Source organism: Streptomyces sp. NPDC051105, from assembly GCF_040682795.1.
Classification (GTDB): Bacteria; Actinomycetota; Actinomycetes; order Streptomycetales; family Streptomycetaceae; genus Streptomyces.
In genome coordinates, this window is record NZ_JBFBBR010000001.1 from 619,032 (window position 1) to 641,075 (window position 22,044).

17 protein-coding genes and 1 pseudogene are annotated in these 22,044 nt (G+C 70.6%); 5 read left to right on the top strand and 13 right to left on the bottom strand.

Annotation, left to right across the window (positions count from 1 at the left end; genetic code table 11):
- Window positions 1-3 precede the first annotated feature (3 nt).
- From AB0N16_RS02805 to AB0N16_RS02825, 5 genes and pseudogenes are all read right to left on the bottom strand, one after another.
- Window positions 4-885: a hypothetical protein gene (locus tag AB0N16_RS02805; protein WP_365792318.1), complete on the bottom strand. Its 882-nt coding sequence runs from the start codon at window positions 883-885 to the stop codon at window positions 4-6.
- A gap of 273 nt (window positions 886-1,158) precedes the next feature.
- Entirely contained in the window at window positions 1,159-1,830 is a 672-nt protein-coding gene (locus tag AB0N16_RS02810; RefSeq protein ID WP_365792320.1) for a Crp/Fnr family transcriptional regulator, read from the bottom strand.
- A 166-nt stretch (window positions 1,831-1,996) separates the two neighbouring features.
- The gene (locus tag AB0N16_RS02815) at window positions 1,997-2,428 is read right to left on the bottom strand and encodes a hypothetical protein (protein WP_365792322.1); all 432 of its coding nucleotides are present in this window, start codon (window positions 2,426-2,428) and stop codon (window positions 1,997-1,999) included.
- Between the two features lie 272 nt (window positions 2,429-2,700).
- Window positions 2,701-2,992, bottom strand: a pseudogene (locus AB0N16_RS02820) (Atu4866 domain-containing protein).
- A 479-nt stretch (window positions 2,993-3,471) separates the two neighbouring features.
- Window positions 3,472-5,094, bottom strand: a complete 1,623-nt coding sequence (locus AB0N16_RS02825; protein WP_365792774.1) for a glycoside hydrolase family 76 protein — start codon at window positions 5,092-5,094, stop codon at window positions 3,472-3,474.
- Between the two features lie 589 nt (window positions 5,095-5,683).
- On the opposite strand from AB0N16_RS02825, the gene AB0N16_RS02830 reads away from it, so the two are divergent.
- Complete coding sequence (locus tag AB0N16_RS02830) at window positions 5,684-8,581, top strand: alpha-L-rhamnosidase (protein WP_365792324.1); 2,898 nt, start codon at window positions 5,684-5,686, stop codon at window positions 8,579-8,581.
- Between the two features lie 186 nt (window positions 8,582-8,767).
- On the opposite strand, the gene AB0N16_RS02835 is transcribed toward AB0N16_RS02830, so the two are convergent.
- The 5 genes from AB0N16_RS02835 to AB0N16_RS02855 all read right to left on the bottom strand — a co-directional run bounded on the left by AB0N16_RS02835 (window position 8,768) and on the right by AB0N16_RS02855 (window position 14,980).
- Window positions 8,768-10,195, bottom strand: coding sequence for a cellulose binding domain-containing protein (locus tag AB0N16_RS02835; protein WP_365792326.1), 1,428 nt, complete (start codon window positions 10,193-10,195; stop codon window positions 8,768-8,770).
- Between the two features lie 82 nt (window positions 10,196-10,277).
- Complete coding sequence (locus AB0N16_RS02840; RefSeq protein WP_365792328.1) at window positions 10,278-11,810, bottom strand: beta-N-acetylhexosaminidase; 1,533 nt, start codon at window positions 11,808-11,810, stop codon at window positions 10,278-10,280.
- Between the two features lie 43 nt (window positions 11,811-11,853).
- Entirely contained in the window at window positions 11,854-12,693 is an 840-nt protein-coding gene (locus AB0N16_RS02845; RefSeq protein ID WP_365792330.1) for a carbohydrate ABC transporter permease, read from the bottom strand.
- A complete protein-coding gene (locus AB0N16_RS02850; RefSeq protein WP_365792332.1) occupies window positions 12,690-13,679 on the bottom strand; it encodes a sugar ABC transporter permease in 990 nt (329 codons plus the stop codon). The genes AB0N16_RS02845 and AB0N16_RS02850 overlap by 4 nt, the downstream gene beginning before the upstream one ends.
- A gap of 32 nt (window positions 13,680-13,711) precedes the next feature.
- Window positions 13,712-14,980 carry an extracellular solute-binding protein gene (locus AB0N16_RS02855; protein WP_365792334.1) on the bottom strand — a complete coding sequence of 423 codons (1,269 nt, stop codon included), beginning with the start codon at window positions 14,978-14,980 and terminating at the stop codon, window positions 13,712-13,714.
- 260 nt (window positions 14,981-15,240) lie between these two features.
- On the opposite strand from AB0N16_RS02855, the gene AB0N16_RS02860 reads away from it, so the two are divergent.
- Window positions 15,241-16,080, top strand: coding sequence for a GntR family transcriptional regulator (locus AB0N16_RS02860; protein WP_365792336.1), 840 nt, complete (start codon window positions 15,241-15,243; stop codon window positions 16,078-16,080).
- Between the two features lie 179 nt (window positions 16,081-16,259).
- Here AB0N16_RS02860 and AB0N16_RS02865 read toward each other — a convergent pair whose 3' ends face one another.
- Entirely contained in the window at window positions 16,260-17,075 is an 816-nt protein-coding gene (locus AB0N16_RS02865) for an SDR family NAD(P)-dependent oxidoreductase (protein WP_365792338.1), read from the bottom strand.
- Between the two features lie 54 nt (window positions 17,076-17,129).
- Between AB0N16_RS02865 and AB0N16_RS02870 the strand changes: the two genes are divergently transcribed.
- On the top strand, window positions 17,130-18,890 hold the full coding sequence (locus AB0N16_RS02870) for a SpoIIE family protein phosphatase (RefSeq protein WP_365792340.1): 1,761 nt from the start codon (window positions 17,130-17,132) through the stop codon (window positions 18,888-18,890).
- 55 nt (window positions 18,891-18,945) lie between these two features.
- Here AB0N16_RS02870 and AB0N16_RS02875 read toward each other — a convergent pair whose 3' ends face one another.
- Both AB0N16_RS02875 and AB0N16_RS02880 read right to left on the bottom strand, forming a co-directional pair.
- The gene (locus AB0N16_RS02875) at window positions 18,946-19,746 is read right to left on the bottom strand and encodes a hypothetical protein (RefSeq protein ID WP_365792342.1); all 801 of its coding nucleotides are present in this window, start codon (window positions 19,744-19,746) and stop codon (window positions 18,946-18,948) included.
- Window positions 19,743-20,345 (bottom strand): ABC transporter ATP-binding protein, encoded by a 603-nt coding sequence (locus AB0N16_RS02880; RefSeq protein WP_365792776.1) that lies wholly within the window; start codon window positions 20,343-20,345, stop codon window positions 19,743-19,745. The genes AB0N16_RS02875 and AB0N16_RS02880 overlap by 4 nt, the downstream gene beginning before the upstream one ends.
- A gap of 67 nt (window positions 20,346-20,412) precedes the next feature.
- Between AB0N16_RS02880 and AB0N16_RS02885 the strand changes: the two genes are divergently transcribed.
- Both AB0N16_RS02885 and AB0N16_RS02890 read left to right on the top strand, forming a co-directional pair.
- Window positions 20,413-20,598: a hypothetical protein gene (locus AB0N16_RS02885; RefSeq protein ID WP_365792344.1), complete on the top strand. Its 186-nt coding sequence runs from the start codon at window positions 20,413-20,415 to the stop codon at window positions 20,596-20,598.
- 72 nt (window positions 20,599-20,670) lie between these two features.
- The gene (locus AB0N16_RS02890) at window positions 20,671-21,900 is read left to right on the top strand and encodes an NAD(P)/FAD-dependent oxidoreductase (protein ID WP_365792346.1); all 1,230 of its coding nucleotides are present in this window, start codon (window positions 20,671-20,673) and stop codon (window positions 21,898-21,900) included.
- Window positions 21,901-22,044: the final 144 nt, after the last annotated feature.

A 22,044-nucleotide genomic window follows, 5' to 3' on the forward strand; every position in this document is an offset into this window, starting at 1 on the left:
AGGTCACTTGGAGATCCCAAAGACGGCCCCCTGAGCATGGATGGTTCCGGTGTAGACCTGAACCACCGTGTCTCCGGGAGCAGTTGGCGCATCCGGGGGGCGCGCGCCGACAGCTTCACCACCCCCCGCGCTCACCGCCTCCGCGGCAGGGGCCGTCCCCTCCGCTTCCGAACCGGCAGCCGTCCCCTCCGCTCCCGAACCGGCAGCCGTCCCCTCCGCTCCCGAACCGGCAGCCGCCCCAGCCGCTCCCGAACCGGCAGTCGCCCCAGCCGCTCCCGAACCGGCAGCCGCCCCGAGGTCGAGGGTGCCCGCGTCGTACCCGGGCACCCAGATCCAGGCCCGCCCGCTGTGCTCCTTCTCCACGACCCGCACCTCGCGGAACTCCTCCGTCCGGATGGTCGTGAACGCCTGGGCGATCACCTCGTTGAAGACGGTCGGCGACACCGCGACGGCGAGACAGGCATCCGGCGCGGCCGCGAGGGCCGCCTTCAGCACCGCGCTGTCGAGCATCCGTCCGACCTCCACGGGCGCGCGGCCGACGAAGCCGATCGGGCCGGGCGAGGCCGTACCGAAGTGCACGGCGGCCCGCAGCCGCAGCCACGACTCCCGCTTGCGTCCGTGGTTGAAGAGGCGCAGCCCGGCGTCGAGCCGGCGCATGAACGGGTCGACGAGGTCGGGCTCGGACGCCCCCTCCGGGAGCACCGCGAACACCGAGTCGCCGCCCTCCTGGAGCTTCCAGCGCTCCCAGTCCAGGCCGACCGCCGCGGCCGAGTCGGCCAACAGCCGCTCGATGGCCTCCTGCAGCTGCCGCTGGGTCACGGCGTCGACGCCGCCGTACCCTTTCGCGTCGACCGCCAGCAGCGGTCGGCGCCAGAACGTTTGCATGATCGGAATCCCCGCTCACTCAGTGACAGCGCACCCATGCCTCGACGGACCATGAGCAGTGAGGGGCGCGCTACGGTACAGGCCGACGTCCGCTCCCCCACAGGCGGACGCCGGTAGGCCAGTGGTACACGCCCCGCGCGTCGCGAACCCCGTCGAAATACGGGATGCGGAAAGTTACGGGAACTTACAGCGGAAGTCCCAAGTTGTGGCTGGGTTCGGAAGGTGGGAGCAGCCCAGGATCCTGGGCCCGGCTCCGCCCCGAACCCGGTCCGCTCACCCCTCGGGCGCCAGGTCCCCCAGGTCCCTGAGCCGTGGCAGGTCACGTATGACGGTCGCGGCGTAACCGGTCGTCAGCAGGCCCTCCGCGCGCAGTTCGCGCAGCGCCTTCTGGACGGTCGTCTCGGCGGCGCCGGTGAGCGCGGCCAGTTCGGGCTGGGTCAGGCGGCAGCCGAGGACCGTACCGCCCTCGCCGGGACGTCCGTACCGGGTGGCCAGCTCCACCAGGAGCCGGGCGAGGCGCACCTTGACCGGGTAGCCCCGGAACTCCAGGCGCCTGCGGTTGGCCCAGCGCAGCCGGTCGGCGACGATGCCGGTCAGCACCAGGTGCACGTCGGGGCGCCGGGCCAGCAAGGCGTGCAGCACGTCCGGCGGCATCACCCGCACGGTCACCGCGCCGCAGGCCGTCACCGTGGCCGAGCGCGGCGCGCCGTCCATGGCCGCCATCTCCCCGACGCTGTCGCCACCGACCCGGACGGCGAGCAGGGTCTCCTCGCCGTTCTCCACCCGCGCGGTCACCTTGGCGAACCCGGAGAGCAGGAGCAGCACATGGCGGTCGCCGTCGCCCTCGCGCAGCATCGCCTCCCCCACCTCGAACCGCGTGGCCGCACCCATGTCGAGCAGTTCCGCACGGGCGTCCGGGGACACCGCCCCGAGCAGGCTCCGCACAGGCCACTCTCCCGAGCCGAGTGCCATACGAGGCTCACCCCCGAGGTCTTCCGCACGGTCAACGGACAAGCGTCACAGTCAGGTTCACCCGCCGGCCCGGAGGTGTGACGGGGTGTGCCTCCAGGACGCCCGTCCGCCCTGACCGGCCCGGCACCGCGGGCGGCGACTATTCGGAGTCAGGGTGCATCTGTACCCACCGGCCGCCGATGAACTTCATCTCCACACCGGAGTACGGCTGGGGCGGCGGAACCGGTCGCTTGCCCAGGTGCGGCGGCTTCGGCGGCTTCGGACGGCCGCCGGGCTGTGTCTTCACAGCGACCGGCTTCTTTTTGGCGTCGCGCTTCCGCAACGCCTCGATCCTTTTGAGGAGTTCGGCGCGGCTGATGTCCTTCGGCGCCCGGGTGAGACGGGTCGGAGCCGCCGCCGGACGGGCCGACGGACGGGACGGCGGGCGGGACGGCGGGCGGTCCGTGGTCGTCCGGCAGGCGCGGTGCACCGGCTGTCCGTCCGTGGCGAAGACGAGCTTCTTCGTGGCCACCGGCTGTCGGCACACGACACACCGCTTGAGCGCGGGCTTGGACCTGAAAGCGTCGGACACGATCCCCCCGGACAGTGCTGTTCTGCTGGGACAGCAGCATAAGCACGCCGAAGACACCGTGGGAGAGTTCGGGCGAAAACCGCTGTCCCGTCACGAACGCGACGAGGACGACGGCGACTACGACCGCACCCGGCCGGCGGCCCAGGACCCGCCGATCTCCGCGGATCCCTTCCCGGGACGGAACGGCGGCTGTCCCCCTCCGGGTCCGGGTGGTGCCCCGCACGCGGTCCCGTACGAGGGGGCGGAGGCCGTTGCCGGCCCGTGGGTCCTGGTCATGGCCGGTTCTCCCGCCGGGCACGCTCGTCGCCCTCGCGGTAGAGCACCAGGTGCTCGTGGTACAGGACACCGTCGCGGACGTCACCGGTGGCGGTGAAGCCGGTGTCGTCGGCGTAGTCGAGGTGGTCGCCGGCGACGGTGTAGCTGCCCGGTGTAGGCGCTCGGGCGGTTGCCGCGGGCTTCGTCGTAGCGGCCGTTCGGGAGCAGTTCCTGGCGGATGAATCCGTCGGCGGTCACCCACATGCCGACGTACGGATGCGGGTCGCGGGGCGTGTCGTCGCTGGCCATGCTTCCACGATCGGCCCGGCGGGGTGCCGACCAGGCCGCCGTCTCCCCAGGTGAGGGCTTCCTGGGTGCCGCGCACCCAGCATCGCGAGCCGGGCGGATCGTGGGTGCCGGCCACCTAGGGACAGAGCGGCCTGGTTCCGGCACCGCCGGGCCACGAACCTGATGGTCAGGCGGCTGCCGTAGCCGCCGGACACTCGTTTCGAGGAGGCGGGCTACGTCATGAAGCTCGGCTGACCTGCCCCGCCCCACCCCTTCGCCATAGCGCATACCGAAAGAAGGCCCCTCATGAACGTCAACGGCACCACCAGCGCCGCCGTACTCGAAGAGCTTGCCTGCCCGGGTTCTACCCGGAGTGCGGGAAGGAGCAGTTCGCCGGTGCCGACGCCGAAGTGGATGCGCGGGACGCCGTATCCGGCGACGGCGTCGAAGACCTTCGCGGCCAGGGCTGCAGTGCCCGCCCGTGTCGGCCGGTTCCGCCGTCAGCCCGCGGCGGCGGTGAGCGCTCCGAGGGCACTGGCCTGGGTCCGCCAGTCGGTCTGGTTGGGGCTGGTACCGGCCCAGCGCTCGCCCAGGGCGTTGAGGGAGGTGCGGTCCTGCGCCCACATGGTGTCCGCCTGCTTCTGGACGTAACTCCGGTACGTGGCGGCGCCGGTGGCGGTCGCCAGGTCGGCGAGGTTCCGCATGAAGATGCCCTTGAACTGCTTCTGGTTGTCGTCGCAGGACGCCGAGCCGACGTCGCAGGACTCGGTGAGCACTCCGCCGGAGGTCAGCGCCGGGCTGCTGATCGCGGCATCGGCGAGGGTCCGCGCGGTGGTGAGCAGCGCGCTGTCGCCGGTCGACTTCCACAGTTCGGTGAAGCCGCCGATGGCCAGCCCCTGGTTGTAACTCCACACGGTGGAGCCGTTGTTGGCGCAGGACGAGGTCAGGCCGTCGTTCACCAGCCCCGAGGAGCCGATCATCCCACTGGCCTTGTACCAGGCGGCGGACGTCCTCGCCCGCTGGAGCCAGACGGTGTCGCCCGGGATGCGCTGGTGCAGCGCGGTGGTCAGCCACAGGTACTGCCCGTTCGTCACCGCGTTCTTGTAGGTCCGCTCACGGTCCCACCACACGCCGCCGCCACAGGTGCCGGTGTCCCAGTACTGCTGGACGTAGTTCGCGATGGTCACGGCCTCGTTGAGATACCGGGAGTCGCGGGTGTAGTCGTACGCGTCGATCCAGGCGATCGCCCACCAGCCTGAGTCGTCGATGGAACGGCTGATGAAGTCGCCCTCGATCGCGTCCGAACTGCGCGTCCCGGCCGCGAAGACGCCCTTGTTCCGGTCGAAGGTGCGCGCGATGACCCAGTCGTAGTCGTGCGTGCCGGTGGTCCTCGCGAAGTCGATGACGGAGGTGAGCGTGGCGGCCGAGTTCCACCAACTGCTCGGCCACCAGCCGTTGTAGGGGTCGTACGACGTCATCAGCGCGTCCGCCGCCGCGCGCGCCCTGGTCGGCGCGGGCCTGACCCAGGCCGTGCAGCTGCCCTCGTTGTGGCTCGCCTCCCGGCCGCAGGCGCGGACCGCGCCGCCGTAGAGCAGTCCGCGCGGGTCGCGGGTGGCGTACATCGCGGTACGGGTGCCGGTGGCTCCGGAGGGTGTGGCGGTACGGCCGAGGGAGGAACCGTCGGGCCAGCTGGAGCCGCCGTCCCAGGAACGGTCCAGCCAGATCTCGTCACCGGCGCCACCGGTGTCGATGCTCGCCCAGGCCATGGAGTTCCGCTGGTCGACGTGGAGCCGGATGGTGCGGCCGTAGAGGGTGGTGGACGGTACCGGCTGGTCGTCGCCGGCCGCCTGGCCCGCGCTCGTACCGTCGCAGAGGGTGTCGCAGACGGTGGGATAGACCCAGTTCGTGCAGCCGACGCCTGCCGCGTCGCCGCAGGCCCGGACGAGCCCCCGGCGGTGGCCGCGGGGGTCGGTGATGTTGTACATCAGCGTCCTGGTGCCGGTCCAGGTGCCCGGGATGCTCGCCTTGCCGAGCAGTCCCTCCCAGGTGGCGCCGCCGTCCCAGGAACGGTCCAGCCACACCGAGTCCCCGGTCACGCCGGCGTCGATGCTGGCCCACGCCATGTCGTCCGCGTCGGACACGTGCAGTTCCAGGCGGCGGCCGTTGAGGTCCTTGTCCGGTACCGGGAAGGTCTCCTGCCGGGCCTGCGAGGGGTCGAGCCTGTCACAGGCCAGGACACAGACCTGGGTGGCGGCGGACGCGGGCGTCGCGGCCGGCACCAGGGCGGCGAACGCGAGCGCGGCCGCCAGGAGGAAGCCGAGAAGGCGTGGTGTGACAACGATGTCTGAGCTGCGTGAGGACACCCGGGACTCGCCTCGATTTCACGATGGGGGACGACGGTCGGCGCGCGTGGCGGTGGCCGGGAGCTCTTGTCGAGCCGGGCCGAATCGAGCACTGGTCCATACCTGTCTGCGAGGCAGTGAACCGGCTTGGCGGAGCCCTGTCAATGCCGTAAGTGCGCCCCGTTCCAAGGGAGTCGAGAGGCGGCCGTGACGGGTTGACACCCGGTTTTCGGGCGCCCATCATCGGTGGAACTTCGGCGAGGCTCCTCGCGCATCCAGCGGTCGCAACAGGCACCAGGCTTCGTGCGGCACCGTTTTGAATCGTTTCAGAACATCCACTCCCTCAGGCATTCCCACTCAGGAGGTCTCCATGCGCCGTCGCTCACCACTGAGCAGACCGCCGGGCCGGCGTCACCTGCTCGGCCTCGCCGTCCTCGCGTCCACCGCGCTCGCCGCCGGCCCGGCCCCCTCCACCGACGCCGTGCCGATGTCCGCGACGGCCACCCCGACGGGCGTCCGGGCGGCGGCGGTCGACCCCCTGAACTACTCGCCGACCTCACGCACCCTCAAGCCGACCACCGTCTATCGCACGTCCGGCAGCGTCGCGAACCCGCAGAACGTCCTGAGCGGACAGCCGACCCGGATCTCCGGCTCGCAGTCGGCCATCACCCTCGACTTCGACGAAGAGGTCGGCGGCCTGACAACGTTATCCTTCGGGGGTGTGAGCGACGGCGGCCAACGGGTCGGTCTGGCCTTCAGCGAGTCGTCCCTGTACGTGGGCAACAACAGCGACCGCAGCAGCGGCCGTGACGGTGAGGACGGCGCCCTCCACGCCACCGCCTCCGCCAACGGCACCTACACGGTCCCCGCTGCTCAACTTCGAGGCGGCTTCCGCTATTTGACCGTCTTCCTGGACACCTCCGGCTGGGTGGACCTCAAGGGCGTCAGCCTCGGCTTCACCGCGGCGCCCGGGAAATCGAACCCGGCCGACTACGCCAACTACTTCCACTCCAGCGACGACCTCCTCAACCGCATCTGGTACGCCGGCGCGTACACGGTCCAGCTCAACACGATCGCCTCCAACCAGGGCCGCGCCTGGCCCCCGCCGGGCTCGGCGTGGGACAACGGCGCGACCGTCGGCGTGGGTGACTCCGTGCTGGTCGACGGCGCCAAGCGCGACCGTACGGTGTGGCCGGGCGACATGGGCATCGCCGTCCCCACGCAGTACGCGTACTCCGGTGACCTCACCTCGACCCGCAACGCCCTCACGACGATGTACGACGCGCAGTCGGCGGCGGGTGAAATCCCCTGGTCGGGGCCGCCGTTCAACCTCACCGGCTCGGACACGTACCACACCTGGACGCTGCTGGGCACGTCGACGTACTACACCTACAGCGCCGACCGGGCGTGGCTGGACTCCGAATGGGCCGGATACAAGCGCGGGATGGCCTTCATCATCAACAAGATCGACGGCAACAACCTGCTCGACGTGACCCGCACCCAGGACTGGGCCCGGTTCGGCCAGGGCGGTGAGAACATCTCCGCCAACGCACTGCTGTACGCCGCGCTCAGGGGCGGCGCGACTCTGGCCACGGCCGAGGGCGACAGCGCGCTCGCCACGAGCTGGACCGGCAGGGCGGACGCGATCAGGGCCGCGGCCAACTCCCGCCTGTGGGACGCCTCGAAGGGCATGTACAAGGACAACCCCACCAGCGGTCTGTACCCGCAGGACGGCAACTCCCTCGCGGTCTGGTACGGGTTGACCGACTCCGCGGCCAAGTCGCGGAGCGTCGTCGCGGGGCTCGGGAAGAACTGGGGCGCGTACGGCCCCACCACGCCCGAATGGGGCGGCAACGTCTCGCCCTTCGCGGGCGGCATGGAGCTCAACGCCCGCTTCACGGCGAACGACGACTACACCGCCCTGGACCAGATCCGCCGCACCTGGGGTCACATGCTGACCACCGACATCGGCACCAGGAGCACCTTCTGGGAGGGCGTCAAGGCCGACGGCGGTCTCGCCTACGGCGGTGCGTTCATGAGCCTGGCCCACGGCTGGTCGTCCGCGCCCACCTCCACGCTCACCTTCGACGTGCTCGGCACCGCACCCGAGTCGGCGACCGGCGCCTACCGCTTCGTCCCGCACCCCGGCGACCTGACCAGTGCCGAGGGGCGCATCACCCTGCCCCAGGGCGCCGTCGAGGCGTCCTGGTCCCGCGACCCCGCCGCCGGCACCTACTCGGCGCACCTGACCAGCCCGGCCGGCACCACCGGCCGTATCGGCGTCCCGAAGGCCGGCGGCGGCGACATCACGGTGTCCGTGAACGGCACCGTCGTCTGGAGCAACGGAAACTTCACCCCCGCCACCGGCATCACCGGCGCGAGCCAGGACGACACCTACGTCCACCTCACCGGTGTCGCCCCGGGCGGCTACACCGTGACCGCCACCGGCCTCGGCAACCCGGCGGCCCCCGCCGACCCGGCCACCACCGGTGCACTGCGCGCGGGCTACACCCGGTGCGCGGGCGAGGGCGCCACCTGCTCCTTCAGCGGCACCCGCTCGGTGGCCTACGGGGCCGGGACGTACACGTACAAGACGGTGACCGACAGCACCGCCTGCACCAACGACTCCTTCCGCGGCGACCCGGCGCCGAACCTCGTCAAGTCCTGCTACGTCGCCGACGCGGGCGGCCCGCCGGGATACACCGCCTGCGTGGCCGAGGGCGGCACCTGCGCCGTGCCCGGCTACAACCGTGACGTCGTCTACGGCGGCAACGGCAACTTCGTCCACCAGGTCACCAACGGCTCCATCACCTGCTCCAACGCCCACTTCGGTGACCCGATCGACGGCGTCGCCAAGTCCTGCTATCTGCCGCCCGCCGGAGCACCGGCCGGCGGCTGGACCAAGTGCGCGGACCAGAACGGGACGTGCGCGGCCGCCGCCGGACAGCCGGTGATGTACGGCGCGTTCGGAGCGTTCACCACGCTCAAGGCCACCGGCGACACCCCGTGCACCGACGCCGCGTTCGGCGACCCGATCCCCGGCGAGTCGAAAGCCTGCTACACCGCCACCGGCGGCCCGGCCGGGTACGCCACCACCTGCTCCGCCGAAGGCGGCACGTGCGCCTTCGGCGGACAGCAGACCGTCGCCTACGGCGCACGGGGCCGCTTCCTCTACAAGTCGTTCACTGGCGGGGCCGGTTGCACGACGGCGGCGTTCGGTGCCGATCCGCTGCCCGGCGTGAGCAAGACCTGCTACCTCGCGTCCTGAGCGGCGCGACGCCTTTCGGCAGCCTCCGCCGCCCCGCGTGCTCAGGGCTGCCGGATCACGCCGGACGGGAGTCAGCCTGGCGGTCACGTTCCGTAGGTGCCGAGCGACTTGAGGAGCGTCGGAGGAGCGGTCCGGTGCCGCCGCGCACCCGGTCCCGGTGATGCGCGGGGCGCGGCGGCGCCGGGATCAGCTGCTGGGCACGGTGTCCTCGAACGTGGTGCCCGCGCCGCGGTACGCCGTCACCTTGGCGGCGACCTGGGCCGGGGTGAGGACCTGGTCCTTGACGTGCAGGACGTAGTCGACCTGTTCGTCGTAGGCCCGCGCGGTGGAGCTGGTCAGGCCGCCGAAGTCGATCAGCCACTGGTTGAAGTTGATCGACATCGGCCGCTCCGGCAGGTACGCGGCGTCATGGGTGCCGAAGAGCCGGCCGTCGACGTAGTACTTGATGTTGTTGTTGTCGATGGTCAGCACCAGGTCGTGCCAGCCGTCGTAGCTCTGCCGGCCCTCGGTGTGCTGGTTGACCGCCACCCACGGGTCGGGCTGGTAGGTCTCCCAGGACGTCGTGTAGAGGATGTTCGACGACTCACCCCAGCCGCCGTTGGGCAGGTACTCGAAGTCGTACTCGGAGTAGTCGTCCGCCATCGGGGCGGTGAGGTCGTTGATGGTGAAGAACGTCTGGACGAGGTGGTCGCCGTCCGGGCCGTACCTGGGTGCGTCGTCGAACTTGACCCGGGCCGCGTAGGTGCCGTTCTTGAACTTCCGCGCGTTGGTGACGACCTCGGTCTGCCTGGTGCTCTCGCCGGTGCCCGCGGTCGAGGTCTCCAGGTTCATGACGGAGTTGCCGCTGGAGGTGGCGAAGGTGACGTTCTCGGGCGCCCAGGTGGCGCCGGACACCCCGGGGCCGCCGGAGGTGGAACGGACGCTCCAGCCGTGCGCCGAGATCTTCGGGTCGTTGTAGGCGCTGTAGTTGAAGTCGTCGAAGAGTGTGGCACCGGTGGCCGGGGGGTCGGTCGGCGGGTCGGTGGGCGGGTCCGTCGGGTCGTTGCCGGCGGGGGCCTGGCCCCACAGAGTGGTGCCGGACAGCTGCGCGGTGACCTTGGCCCAGTCGCCGTAGGAGGTCTGGGAGGCGCCGAAGGAGTAGTCGTCGCTCTGGACCAGCGGCTGCCACGTCGACTGGTAGAAGCGCAGCTGCATGTCGCCGGTGTCGGCGCCCGGGGCGAGGGAGCCGGCGCCGGAGGTGAAGCCGATCTCCAGGTAGCGGTCGGCCGTGGCGGTCGGGTTGGCGAGCGTGCCGAAGGTGCCGGTGACGTTGGCGCAGCCCTTGACGGCCCAGGAACAGGCGAAGCGGTAGGTGGCGCTCGCCGAGTCGGCCCTGAAGTAGTAGCGGATCTTGACGCCGCTCAACGCCACGCTGGTGGTACCGGTGTTCTTCACCTTGAACCAGGGCTCGGCCTGGTCGGCGGTGGCTCCGGTGGCGCTCGTACGGTACTGGACGCTCAGCCCGTCGCCGGCCGCGCTGGCGGTGGCGGGGAGTGCGGTGAGCGCGGCGGCTCCCATGGCCACCGCGACGGCGGCGGACGCGGCCGCGCGCAGCCGGTTCTTCGCGAATCTCATCGTTGTTCCTCTCCAGAAGGTGGGGTGATTCCGGAACGGGACAGGGTCTGGGGTGGTGTCCGGGGCGGTGTCAGAGGTGGTGTCAGGGGTGGTACCGGACGCCGAGCGCGTCGAGCCGGGCCGTGTGTTCGTCGAGGCGGGACCGGAAGTCGGCCCAGTCGGTGGCGCCGCTCCAGGCCCGGTCGGCGAGGGCGCACAGCCGGGGGTAGGTGAGGTACTCGATGTGGGCGGGCATCGTGACGAACTCGGTCCACAGCTGGGCCTGGGTGCCGAGCACCCGCTCGGCCACGTCCGGCTCGGCGTCCTCGGGCACGGGGTCGTGGGCGTGGGCGGCACGCAGGTCGACGACGGTTCCGGGCTGGGCCGGCGGCTCGCTCGGGTCGCCGGACTGGGCGTAGTCGAGGTAGGTGGCCCGGTGGTACGCGCTGACCACGGGGTGGCCGCGGCGGGCGGCCGTCAGGGTGTGCGCCGAGTCGCGCCAGGTCATCACCGTGAAGTCGAGGGGCAGTTCGGCGCCGGTCTCGGCCCAGCCGACCGGGCGGCGGCCACGCCGCACGAGGAACTCGCCGATCTGTCCGAGGAACCAGCCGTGCAGGGCCTCGGCGTCCGGCAGGCCCTCGGCCACCGCCCGTTCGCGTGCGGCGGCACTGTGCGTCCACTCGGTGGTGGGGCACTCCTCGCCGCCGACGTGGATGTACGGCGAGGGAAAGACGTCCATGACCTCGTCGAGGACGTCACGGCAGAAGTCGAGGACCTCGTCGTGGACACCGAGGACGGTGTCGCACACGCCCCAGCGCGTCCAGACGTCGAGGCCGCGCTCCGGCCGGTTGCCCAGGGAGGGGTAGGCGGCGAGGGCCGCGCGGACGTGTCCGGGCATCTCGATCTCGGGCATGACGGTGACGCCGCGAGCCGCCGCGTACCGGACCAGGCCGGTGAGTTCGGCCCTCGTGTACGCCCCGCCGTGCGGGGTGCCGTCGAACTCGCCGCTGCCGGCCGGGCCCTTCTGCGACTCCGTGCGGTGGCCGCCGATCTCGGTGAGCTTGGGCCGGGCCGCGACCGGCATACGCCAGCCCTGGTCGTCGGTGAGGTGCAGATGGAACACGCTGATCTTGTGCAGGGCCAGCAGGTCGACGTACCGGCGCAGATAGGAGACGGGCTGGAAGTGGCGGGCCACGTCCAGCATCGCCCCGCGCCAGGGGTGCCGCGGGTGGTCGGTGATCTCGGAGCACGGCAGCAGCCACGGCGTGTCGGTCTGCACGGTCTCCGACAGAGCCTGTGGAGGCAGGAGTTGACGGATCGTCTGGATGCCGCGCAGCAGGCCTGTCAGGTGTGCGGCGCGCAGCAGCACGGCGTCCGGGGCGATGGTGAGGACGTATCCCTCGTCGCCCAGGGTGCCGAGGGTGGAGTCGACGGCCAGCTTCACCTGCCCGGCCGGGGACGGCCGCAGGGCCAGTCCGGTGGCGGGGGCGAGCAGGGTGCGCAGCAGCTCCGCGGCCGGTTCGGTCCCTGCGCCGATGTGCAGCGCGGTCTCGGCGTCGAGCGTGAAGTATCCCGGCCGCAGCACGGCCATGGCCGGGCGGGGGACAAGGGTGAGGACGGATCGGTGGACGGGCATGGATCGTCTCCGGAAGCGTGTCGCGTGGGGGTGGGGTGTGCGGTCAGCCCTTGACCGCGCCGGCCGCGAAGCCGGCGGTGACATGGCGCTGGAGCAGCAGGAACACGACGAGTGCGGGGGCGGCGAAGAGGGTCGAGGCGGCCATGGTGGCGCCCCAGTCGGTGCCGAAGACGTTCTGGAACGAGGACAGCCACACGGGCAGGGTGCGGTGGTCCTGCTGCTTGATGATCAGGAAGTTGGCGTACGCGAACTCGTTCCAGGCGGTGATGTAGCCGAACAGCGAGGTGGCCATCAGCCCCGGTGCAAGCAGCGGGAACGCCACGTGCCGGAACGCGCCGAGCCGGGTGCAGCCGTCGACCTGGGCGGACTCCTCCAGCTCCGGCGGGATGGTGCCGATGAAGCCGCGCAGCACGATGACGGTGAAGGGCAGCGTCATCATGAAGTAGACGAGGGTCAGGCTCGGCAGCCGGTCGAGCATGTCGGTGTCCCGGGAGATGATGTACACCGGGATGATCAGTGACTCCCAGGGCGCCATCTGGGCGATGAAGACCATGAGCATGAACTGCCGGCGACCCTTCCACCGCATCCGGGCGACCGCGTAGGCGGCGCCGAGCGCGATGACGAGGGCGAGCAGGACGGCGCTGAGCGTGACGAGGACGCTGTTGCGCCAGAACAGGCCGAAGCCGGGGGCGCCGACCGCGGTGCGGAAGTGGTCGAGGGTCCAGCTCTCCGGCACGATGCGGGGGTTGTCGGACTGGATGTCGCGGGTCGGGGTGAACGCGGTGGCGACCATCCAGTAAACCGGGAACAGGCAGACCACGACCGTGACGACGGCGGCGGCGTTGAGGGGCAGGCGGCGGATGCGGGGCCGGGTGGTGCTCATGCGAGCTCGTCCTCCTGGCGGAACATCTGGCGGAAGTAGAGGACCAGCACGCCCGACATCAGCATGACGGTGACCATGGAGGCCGCCGAGCCGAGGTCGTAGCGCTGGCTCGACAGGGCGGTCTGCACCGCGTACACGGGCAGGATCGTGGTGGCGTCGCCGGGCCCGCCGTTGGTCATCACCCAGATCTGCACGAACGCCTTGAACGTCCAGATCACTTCGAGCGAGAGCACCAGCAGGAAGATCGGCCGGACGATCGGGAGGGTGATCGAGCGGAAGATCCGCGGCCCGGACGCCCCGTCGAGCCGCGCGGACTCGTACAGCTCGGTGGGGACGGTGGTGAGGGCCGAGTACAGGGTGATCGCCGCGAACGGCACGGACTGCCACACGACGAGGACGACCACGATGGCGAAGGCGGCCGGGCCGTGCGCGAACCAGGGGTAGCGGTGGAAGGACCCGAACCCCAGGTCGGTCAGGACCGCGTTGACGATGCCGAACTCCGAGTGGAACAGCCACTGGAAGACGGTGGTCGCCGCGATGACGGGCATCGCCCAGGTCAGCACCAGCGCGCTGAGCACCGCGGCCCGGCCGAACCGGCCGAGCCGCTCGACCATGAGCGCGACCAGCGTGGACAGCACCATGATCAGTACGACGTTGACCGCCATGAAGAGGAAGGTGCGGCGCACCACCTCCCAGAAGCGGTCGTCGCCCAGCAGCGTCCCGTAGTTCCGGAATCCGACGAACCGCGCGTGGCCCACGATGAGCTGGCGCAGACCGAAGTCCTGGAGCGAGATCACCACGGCGCGGACCAGGGGGTAGACGAGCAGGTAGAGCGTGCCGAGGACGGCGGGCGCGATCAGGAGGTACGGCCAGATCCCGCGGCCGACGGCCGTCGACGGGCGCCGCCTGCCCGCGGTGGTGGACCGCCGGGGTGGCCGGGTGGTGAGTGGGGGGCGGGACGCGGTCTGCTCTCGGACTGCCGGCACGGCACTCCACCTTCCCGTGCGTCGACGACGGTTCAGGAGCCGGAGTTCATCGCCGTGGTGATGGCCTCGGACGCCGTGGTGGCCGCCTTGCGCACATCGCCTCCGGTGAGCACGGCCGTCATGTAGTCCTTGATCGGGTTCTTGGCCTCGACCGCGGCCCAGCCGGGCGTGTTGGGCGTGGCGTGGCCCTCGGCCGCGCCGACCGCCATGGCCGCGGCGCCCGGGTCGGAGGCGACCGCGGAGGCCAGGGTGGTCTTGTTCGGTACGTAGCTCATGGCGAGGGCGAGCTTCTTCTGCCAGGTGTCGCCGGTGAGTTCCCTGATGAAGGTGTAGGCCGCGTCCTGCTTGGTGGAGGCCGTGGGGATGACGAAGTCGGAGCCACCGGTGAAGACCGCGCCGGGTGTGCCGGCGGTCTTGCCCGGGATCGGGAAGAAGCCGAGCTTGCCCTTGAGCGCGGGGTTGTTCTGGATGACGACGTTGGCGCCGCCGGGCGTCGAGACGACCTGGGCGACCTTCCCCTTGGCCATGACGTCCGCCTGCGGGGGGTTCGCCTCGTCGGCGTCCTTGGGGCCCTGGCCGAGGGCCTGGAGCTTCCTGTAGAACTCCATTCCGCGGATCGCCTCGGGGGTGTCCAGGCTGCCCTTCCACTTGCCGCCGGACTCGGTGGCGAGTTCGCCGCCCTCGTCCCAGACGAAGCCGGAGAGGGTGTACCAGTTCTGGCCGGGCAGGTAGATGCCCTGCGTACCACCGGTGTTGAGCTTCTCGGTGGCGGCGATCCACTGGTCGCGGGTCTTGATCGCGGTGGCGTCGACGCCCGCCTTCTTGAAGAGGTCGGTGCGGTAGATGACGACGCGGTTGGCCGCGTAGTAGGGGATCCCGTACTGCTTGCCCTCGTAGGAGCCCGGCTCGGCGAGGCCCTTGAGCCAGTTCTGCCCGCCGAGTTCGCCGACCTTGTCGCTGAGGTCGAGCAGCCCACCGCTCTGCGCGAACTGGGCGACCTGGGTGTTGCCGGTCTCGATGACGTCCGGCGCGTCGTTGCTGGCGAGGGCCGCCGTGACCTTCTCGCCGATCCCGTCCCACTCCTGGATCTGCACCTTGACCCTGATGTCGGGGTGGGCGGCCTCGAAGCCCTTGACGAAGTCGCTCTGGAACCGGGCCGAGACGCTGTCGCGCATCAGCCACACGTCGATGGTGGTGCTCGTGCCGGAGCCGTCACCGGAGGCATCGGAGGAGCTACTGCAGGCACTGAGCCCGGCCGTCATCAGGATCGCGGACACACCGGCAAACAAGCGGAGCTTCACGGTTCACCTCTGGAGGACATGACCTGACCACCTGACCAGTGAAGTCCACTGGACAGCTCACCTCTTGATGTGGGGACGAAGGTGGCATAGACCAATCGAGGCGTCAACCCCCCGTGCACCAACGGCCTTTGACGCCCAGTCCAGCAGATATCCGGATGGCCATCCCCCAGTGGCCGTTACACTTCCCAGGTCAAGAGGACGGTTGCAGGCGGCCACTGGTCAACTGGTCAAGTGGACTTCCGGGCAAGAGGGAGTGCGACATGAGGGTCGACGAACCGGGTGCGGTGCTCAAACGGGAGCGAGTGCGCGACTTCCTCCTCGACCTGGTCGAGTCACAACGCCCGGGAGACGCCATCCCCTCCGAGCGCGCCCTCTGCGCCCGCCTCGGCGTGTCCCGTCCGACCCTGCGCGCCGCGGCCGACGAACTGGTCGCCGCGGGGCTGCTGGTCCGGGAACACGGACGCGGCATGTTCGTGGCCCCCGAGAAGATCACCCAGGAACTCGTCTCCGGGCAGCAGGCCATGACCGTGCCCCGGGCCGCCGGAACCTGGTCGAGCCGGCTGCTGGAGTTCACCACCATCCCGGCGGGCGCGCGCGTGGGCCGCAGGCTGCGCATCTCCCCCGCCGCCGACATCGTGTACGTGGCACGGCTGCGCCTGGTCGACGGCGCCCCGATGGCCATCGAGCACCTGCACATCAAGGCCGACCTGGTCCCCGCCCTGTCCGCCGGGGAACTGGAGGCCGGCGACCTGTACGAGCACCTGCGCGAACAGCACGACGTGCACGTCCAGGAGGCGGTACAGGCGATCGAGCCGACCGTCGTCACCCGGGCCGAGGCCGAACTGCTCGACGTGCCCGAACTGTCCCCGGCACTGCTCTTCGAGCGGCTCACCTCGGACACCACGGGACAGCCCATCGAGTACGTCCACTCGATCTACCGCGGAGACCGCTACCGCATCGTCTCCCGGCTCACCCTCGGCCCCTCGACCACGGTGCCGTCGGCCGGCGTCGGACACCACCCCGGCATCCCGCCGGGCGGCTTCGCACCCGGCGACACCATCACGTCCTCCACACACGGCGACATCCAGTCGGCACCGTGAGCCACGGCGGTGCCCCGATGCGAGCAGGGCGGGGAGAACAGCCCGGGACTGTTCTCCCCGCCCTGCGGTGACGAATCTCAGACAGCCTGGGCGGTGGGCAGGAGGGTGATCTCGGTGAGGTTGACGTGGCGCGGGACGGCGGCCATGAAGCGGATCGGACACCCGGCGGAGCGTCGGTGTCAGGCGGCGTCGTCGTGCGCGGTGGCCGCGGACTTCTCGCGCCACGGAGCGAGGTCGTCCTGCACCTGCTGGTACTTGACGTCGAGCCGCTCCAGCGTGTCGCGCCCCAGGTAGAGATGCGTGGGCAGCTTGTCGGCGGCGGCCACCTCGACGATCAGGGCGGCGCCCTTGACGGGGTCGCCGAGCTGCGCGTGGTTGGCCTGGTCGATCCAGTCGAGCGTCACGTGCGCGGGGGTGCCGTCGTAGTCGCTGATGCGGTTCCCGGCGACCGACAGGGAGCTGGCGTCCAGGAAGTCGGTGCGGAAGACGCCCGGCTCGACGACCATCGACTGGATACCGAACGGCGCCATTTCGGCGGAGAGCGCTTCGCTGATGCCGGCGACGGCGAACTTCGAGGCGCTGTACAGGCTGACGCCCGGCTCGCCCTCGAAACCGGAGCGGGACCCGATGTGCACCAGCCGGCCCGAGCCCTGCTTGCGCATCACGGGAAGCACGGCGCGGGTGACGTTGATGAGACCGAAGACGTTGAGGTCGAACAGCGACCGGGCCTCCGTGTCGGAGATCTCCTCCAGCGCGCCGAGCAGGCCGCGGCCGGCGTTGTTCACCAGGACGTCGATACCACCGAACCGCTCCACGGCGGCCTCGACCGCGCGCGGAATGCTGTCGTTGTCCGTGACGTCCAGGGCGACCGCGAAGACCTTGCCGGAACGTTCCTCCTCATCACTCGCGACCGGCATTCGGGACTTCAAGGACAGCTTCTTCCCGCACCACCAGGACTCGAGCAGACGCGGCAGGAAGTCGAGCCTTCGATGCATGCCGGACTCCGGTTGGGGTACCCGACACGATTCGGGCTTGAACAGAGGAGAGACATGCTTGAACAGAGGAGGGACATGGACGACGTCGCCGCCTCCGGCAGGGAAGGCGATCCCCTGTCCGGGGACCAGGCGCGTCCTGGCGCCCTGCTCGACGGAACGCTGGAAAACCTGCGTGGGTCCGCCATCGCGATCGACGACGATGGCCTCATCGTCGCGGCCAACAGCGCGGCCCAGAGCCTGCTGGGTTGGGAAGCCTCAGAACTCGTCGGTCAGGACTTCCACGACCTGCTGCACCGGGACAGATACGGGCACTCGGTGCCGCGCACGCGCTGCCTGATGAGGAAGGCCATCCTCACGGGGGACACCAGACATGGCGACGCCGAGTGGTTCGCCTGCGGGGACGGCACTCTCGTCCAGTTGTCCTGGCTGGTCACGCCCTACTCACCCGATCCGGGCGGGACAGGTTCGCTGGCGATGCTGTACGAGCCGACGCCAGGGGACGTGCGCCACACCGACGGCGGGCACTCCTCGCCGCTGACGGAACTGGACCGCCTGTCCCTGCTGGCGGAGACGACCACGCAGCTCACCTCCACCCTGGACGCGGACGAGGCGCTGCATCGGCTGGCGGCCCTGACCGTGCCCCGGCTCGCGGACTGGGCCGTGTTCGACCTGCTCACCGAACGTGACGAAGTACGACGCGTTCTCGTGATGGAGCACAAGGACGGCATTCTCGTCGAGCGGGACGACCTGGAGGGCCCGATGCCTCCCGTGCCGGCAGAGTCACCGATGCCCCTGTCACGGGCTCTGCGCGGCGCCGCCTCCTCCCTCGCCGGCCCCGCCACCTACCAAGGTCCGCCCGACTCCGGCATTGCGGTCGAGCAGCAGCGCCTGTTCAGCGCGACAGGTATGCACTCCGCCGTCATCGCACCCATTCGCGGACTGCGGGACGTACTCGGCGCCCTGACCCTGGGCCGCGCCCAGGGTCACGACGCCTTCACCCCTGCCGACCTGCCGCTGCTGGAGGACCTCACCCGCCGGGCGGGCCTGGCGCTGGACAACGCGCGCCTCTACCAGCGCCAGCGCAAGGTCGCCGAGACCATGCAACGCCACCTGCTGCCCCAGCTGCCCGTCCTGCCCGGGCTGGAGATGACCGCGCGCTACGTACCCGCTCCGGACGCCTCATCCGTGGGCGGTGACTGGTACGACGCCTTCGCTCTGGCCGCCCACGCCCACGCACTGGCCATCGGCGACGTCGTCGGACACGATCTCGACGCCGCGGCCGGCATGGCGCAGGTCCGCAACATGCTGCGCGCCTTCGCCTGGTCCCACCCCGAGGCCGCACCCAGCGCCGTCGTCACACGGCTCGACGATGCCGTGATGCACATAGCCGAGGTACCCATGGCCACCATGATCCTCGCCCGGCTCACCCTCGGGAATGACACACTGTGGCGCCTGCGCTGGACGAACGCCGGCCACCCGCCGCCCCTGCTCATCACCCACGACGGTCAGACCCGCTACCTCGACGAGGCTCACGGCATACTCCTCGGCACCGGAGTCACCAGACCTCGCCCCGACGCCGTCACCGTCCTGCCACCCCAGGCCACGCTCCTGCTCTACACCGACGGACTGGTCGAATCCCCGCACCACTCCATCGATCACGGGCTTGACCGGCTGCGCCGACACGCGGCCTCCCTCGCCCACCGCCCCCTCGACTCCTTCTGCAACTTGCTGCTGGACCAGGTCCGCCCCAGCGACAACGATGACGACGTCGCCATGATCGCGCTGCGCACGCCCCCTTCCGTAGGACCCGCCTGACCGATGATGGGACAGCCTCCTGGCCGGCAACGAGAGCCCGGGAGGAAGACCGTCCTCACCGTGATCGCCCTGTCTGGACTCTCGTCCTGCGGGACCACGGGGGGCGGGAAGGGCGGTGCGTGTGGAGGACGAGCAGCGCCAGGGCGCCGGTCGCCGCGGACCAGGTGAGGGAGAGCAGGCCGTGGGACCAGGGGATGCGCGGGGTGAGGGCTGAGCTCAGCGCCAGCTGGGTCACGCCGTACAGAGGAAGCGCGGACACGCCCGCCACGTCCATGAGCGTGTTGAAGACGGGATTCTGCAGGCCGGTGTCGACCAGGCTGAGCATGATGATGAGGAAGAAGCCCTCCAGCTCGCCGCGGACCAGAGAGCCGAGCAGAAGACCGATGCCGCCGTAGGCAAGCCCGGCGCCCGCAAGGGCCAGCGCCAGGGGTGCTGTGTGGCGTACGGGCAGGGAGATCCACAGCAGGATCGTGGTGTAGAAGGCCAGCAGGGCGGCGGTGAGGGCGACGGCAGCGAGTTTGGCCAGCAGCATCGGCAGCCGCGGGTAGCCGGCCAGCAACAGACGGCGGTCCACCTCCCGCGATTGGAAGGTCTCGGTGAAGGCGATGAAGCCGGCGACCATGGTGATGGCGCCCAGCGCGCTGGCCACCTGGCCGGCCTGGCCGGCCGGGACGGAGACGAGGGTGCTGATGGCGTCCAGCCGGATGCGCACCACTTGGCCGGAGGTGCACAGGCGTGCCACGGCGATCCAGACGGGGATGAACGCGACCGCCAGAACCAGGGCCAGCCGGTTGCGCAGGTGACCCAGCAGAGTGCACCGCAGCAGTTCGGTGAATGCCGTCCAGGAGAGCCTCATCGGTCGGTCTCCTCGAAGTGCAGACGCCCCTGGCGCAGGTGAGCGATCGCGTCGAAGTGGTGCAGGTCGTGCAGCAGGTGAGAGACCACGATGATCGACCGGCCCTGATCACGCAGGTCGGCGGCCAGGGTCCAGAACCGCTGATGGGCGTCCCAGTCGAAGCCCTGGTAGGGCTCGTCCAGGACCAGCAACTGCGGATCGTGCATGAGAGCGATCAGCAGGTTCAGCTTCTGTCGCGTTCCGCCGCTGAGTTCGCCGGCCTGCTGGCGCCGGCAGCCGGTCAGCGCCAGCTGCTCCATCAGCTCGTCGGCGCGCTCCAGTGTCGGCAGCCGGTAGGCCATCTGGAACAACCGCAGATGCTGTCCGACGGTGAACGCGTCGTTCAGTACCGCCCGTTGCGGGCAGTACCCCACCGTCCCGGCCCGTGTCACCGTTCCGCGGTCGGGCACAAGGTGGCCTACGGCGATCTCCAGCAGAGTGCTCTTCCCCGCCCCGTTCTCGCCGACGACTCCCACCAGCGTCCCGGCAGACACATCGAGATCCACATCGCGCAGGACCTGCCTGCCGCCGTACCCCTTGCAAACTCCGCTGATCCGCAGCCGTGGCCGGTGTGACCGGTGGTGCGTCGTCACTGCCTGCACATGAGCCCCTCGAAGGATCGGACAGGTGGAGCGAGCCGACCCGGAGGAAAAGGCCGCCACAGAGTCCGGGGCCGCGCAGGCCCATGCCCCCGGGCTCGCCAGGCTCATGACCGCTCAGCCGCGCCCTGCCCGGACGGCCCGGCCCTGGGGCGGACCGATCCCCCGCAAGGTCTACTGCCCGGTGTCCAACGACTCGGTACCGCCGGTGTAACGGCGGTCACCCGCTGTTCCACACCCGTCAGTTGGGCGTGACGTGAGCTGCGGTCTGCCGTTGTAGGAGGCGATGCCCACGACACCACAGCGAGACCTCGGCGCTCCCACGATCGTCATCGGAGCCGGCCCCCACGGCCTGGCGGCCGCCGCGCTTCTGAACCGCTCCGGAGAGCCGACCGTGATCATGGAACGGTCGGACCGCGTGGGAGCGAGCTGGGCGCAGCGCTATGACCACCTGCGCCTGCACACCACTCCCGGCACGTCGAAACTCCCCGGCCTGTCGGTGCCGCGCCAGGCGGGCCGGTGGGTGAGCCGGGACGACTACGTGCGCTACCTGGAGGGTTACGTCGTCCATCATCGGCTCGACGTCCGGGTGGCCACCCCGGTGCGGCACATCGAGCGGGCCGAGCCAGGTTCGACAGCACAGTGGCTGGTCCACACGCCCGACGGTCCGGTGCCCACCGGCGCGGTCGTGGTGGCCACCGGCCGCTGCCACACCCCGAACATCCCCGACTGGCCCGGGCGTTCGACCTTCACCGGCACGCTGCTGCACTCCGCCCACTACCATTCTCCGGCCCCCTACCGCGGGCAGCACGTCCTGGTGGTCGGCGCCGGTAACAGCGGTACCGAGATCGCGAGCGTCCTGGCCGGAGCCGGAGCCGAACAGGTACGGATCGCGGTCCGTACCCCACCCAACATCCTGCCCCGCTCCAGCGCCCGATGGCATGCGGCCGGCCGGCTGACGGAGGCCCTCCCGCTCGCGTGGCGCGACCGCACCTCCCTGCTCACGCAACGCCTCGCGGTGCCCGACCTGACCTCACGGGGACTGCCGCGGCCCCGCACGGGCCTGTACACCCGCAATGCCCGCGAAGGGGTCAACCCGGTGCTCGACCACGGCTTCGTGGACGCCGTCCGGTCCGGGCGGGTCGAGCCGGTCGCAGCCGTCCAGGCGTTCGACGGTCCCGACGTGTTACTGGCCGACGGCACCCGACTGCGCCCCGACACGGTCATCGCCGCCACGGGGTACCGGCCCAACCTGCACGACCTGGTCGGGTCTCTGGGCGTACTCGACGATGCCGGGCAACCCCTCGCCGTAGGGGCACAGACCCATCCCGAAGCCCCGCGTCTCTACTTCGCCGGATACACCAATCCCCTCACGGGCGTCCTTCGACAGGCAGGCATCGAGGCGCGCGCCATCGCCCACGCGTTCCGCCGCGAGAAGGCGCGGGCAACCCACTTCACCCCCCAGCTCGGCGACCGCACGGCCGACGCACTCAGCAAAGGGCACGCTCCGAACTGACCGAGCCTCGGAAGCCTGGCCACGGGGCTCGGAGCCGGCGTCCGCCGGCGGTCGCCGGCAGCCGCCCCGGCACCGGGCACCGAGGCGGCGACGTACCCTTCAGCGGCTTGCCCTCGGAGTCATCCACGGGTCGTCCGCCGCCTT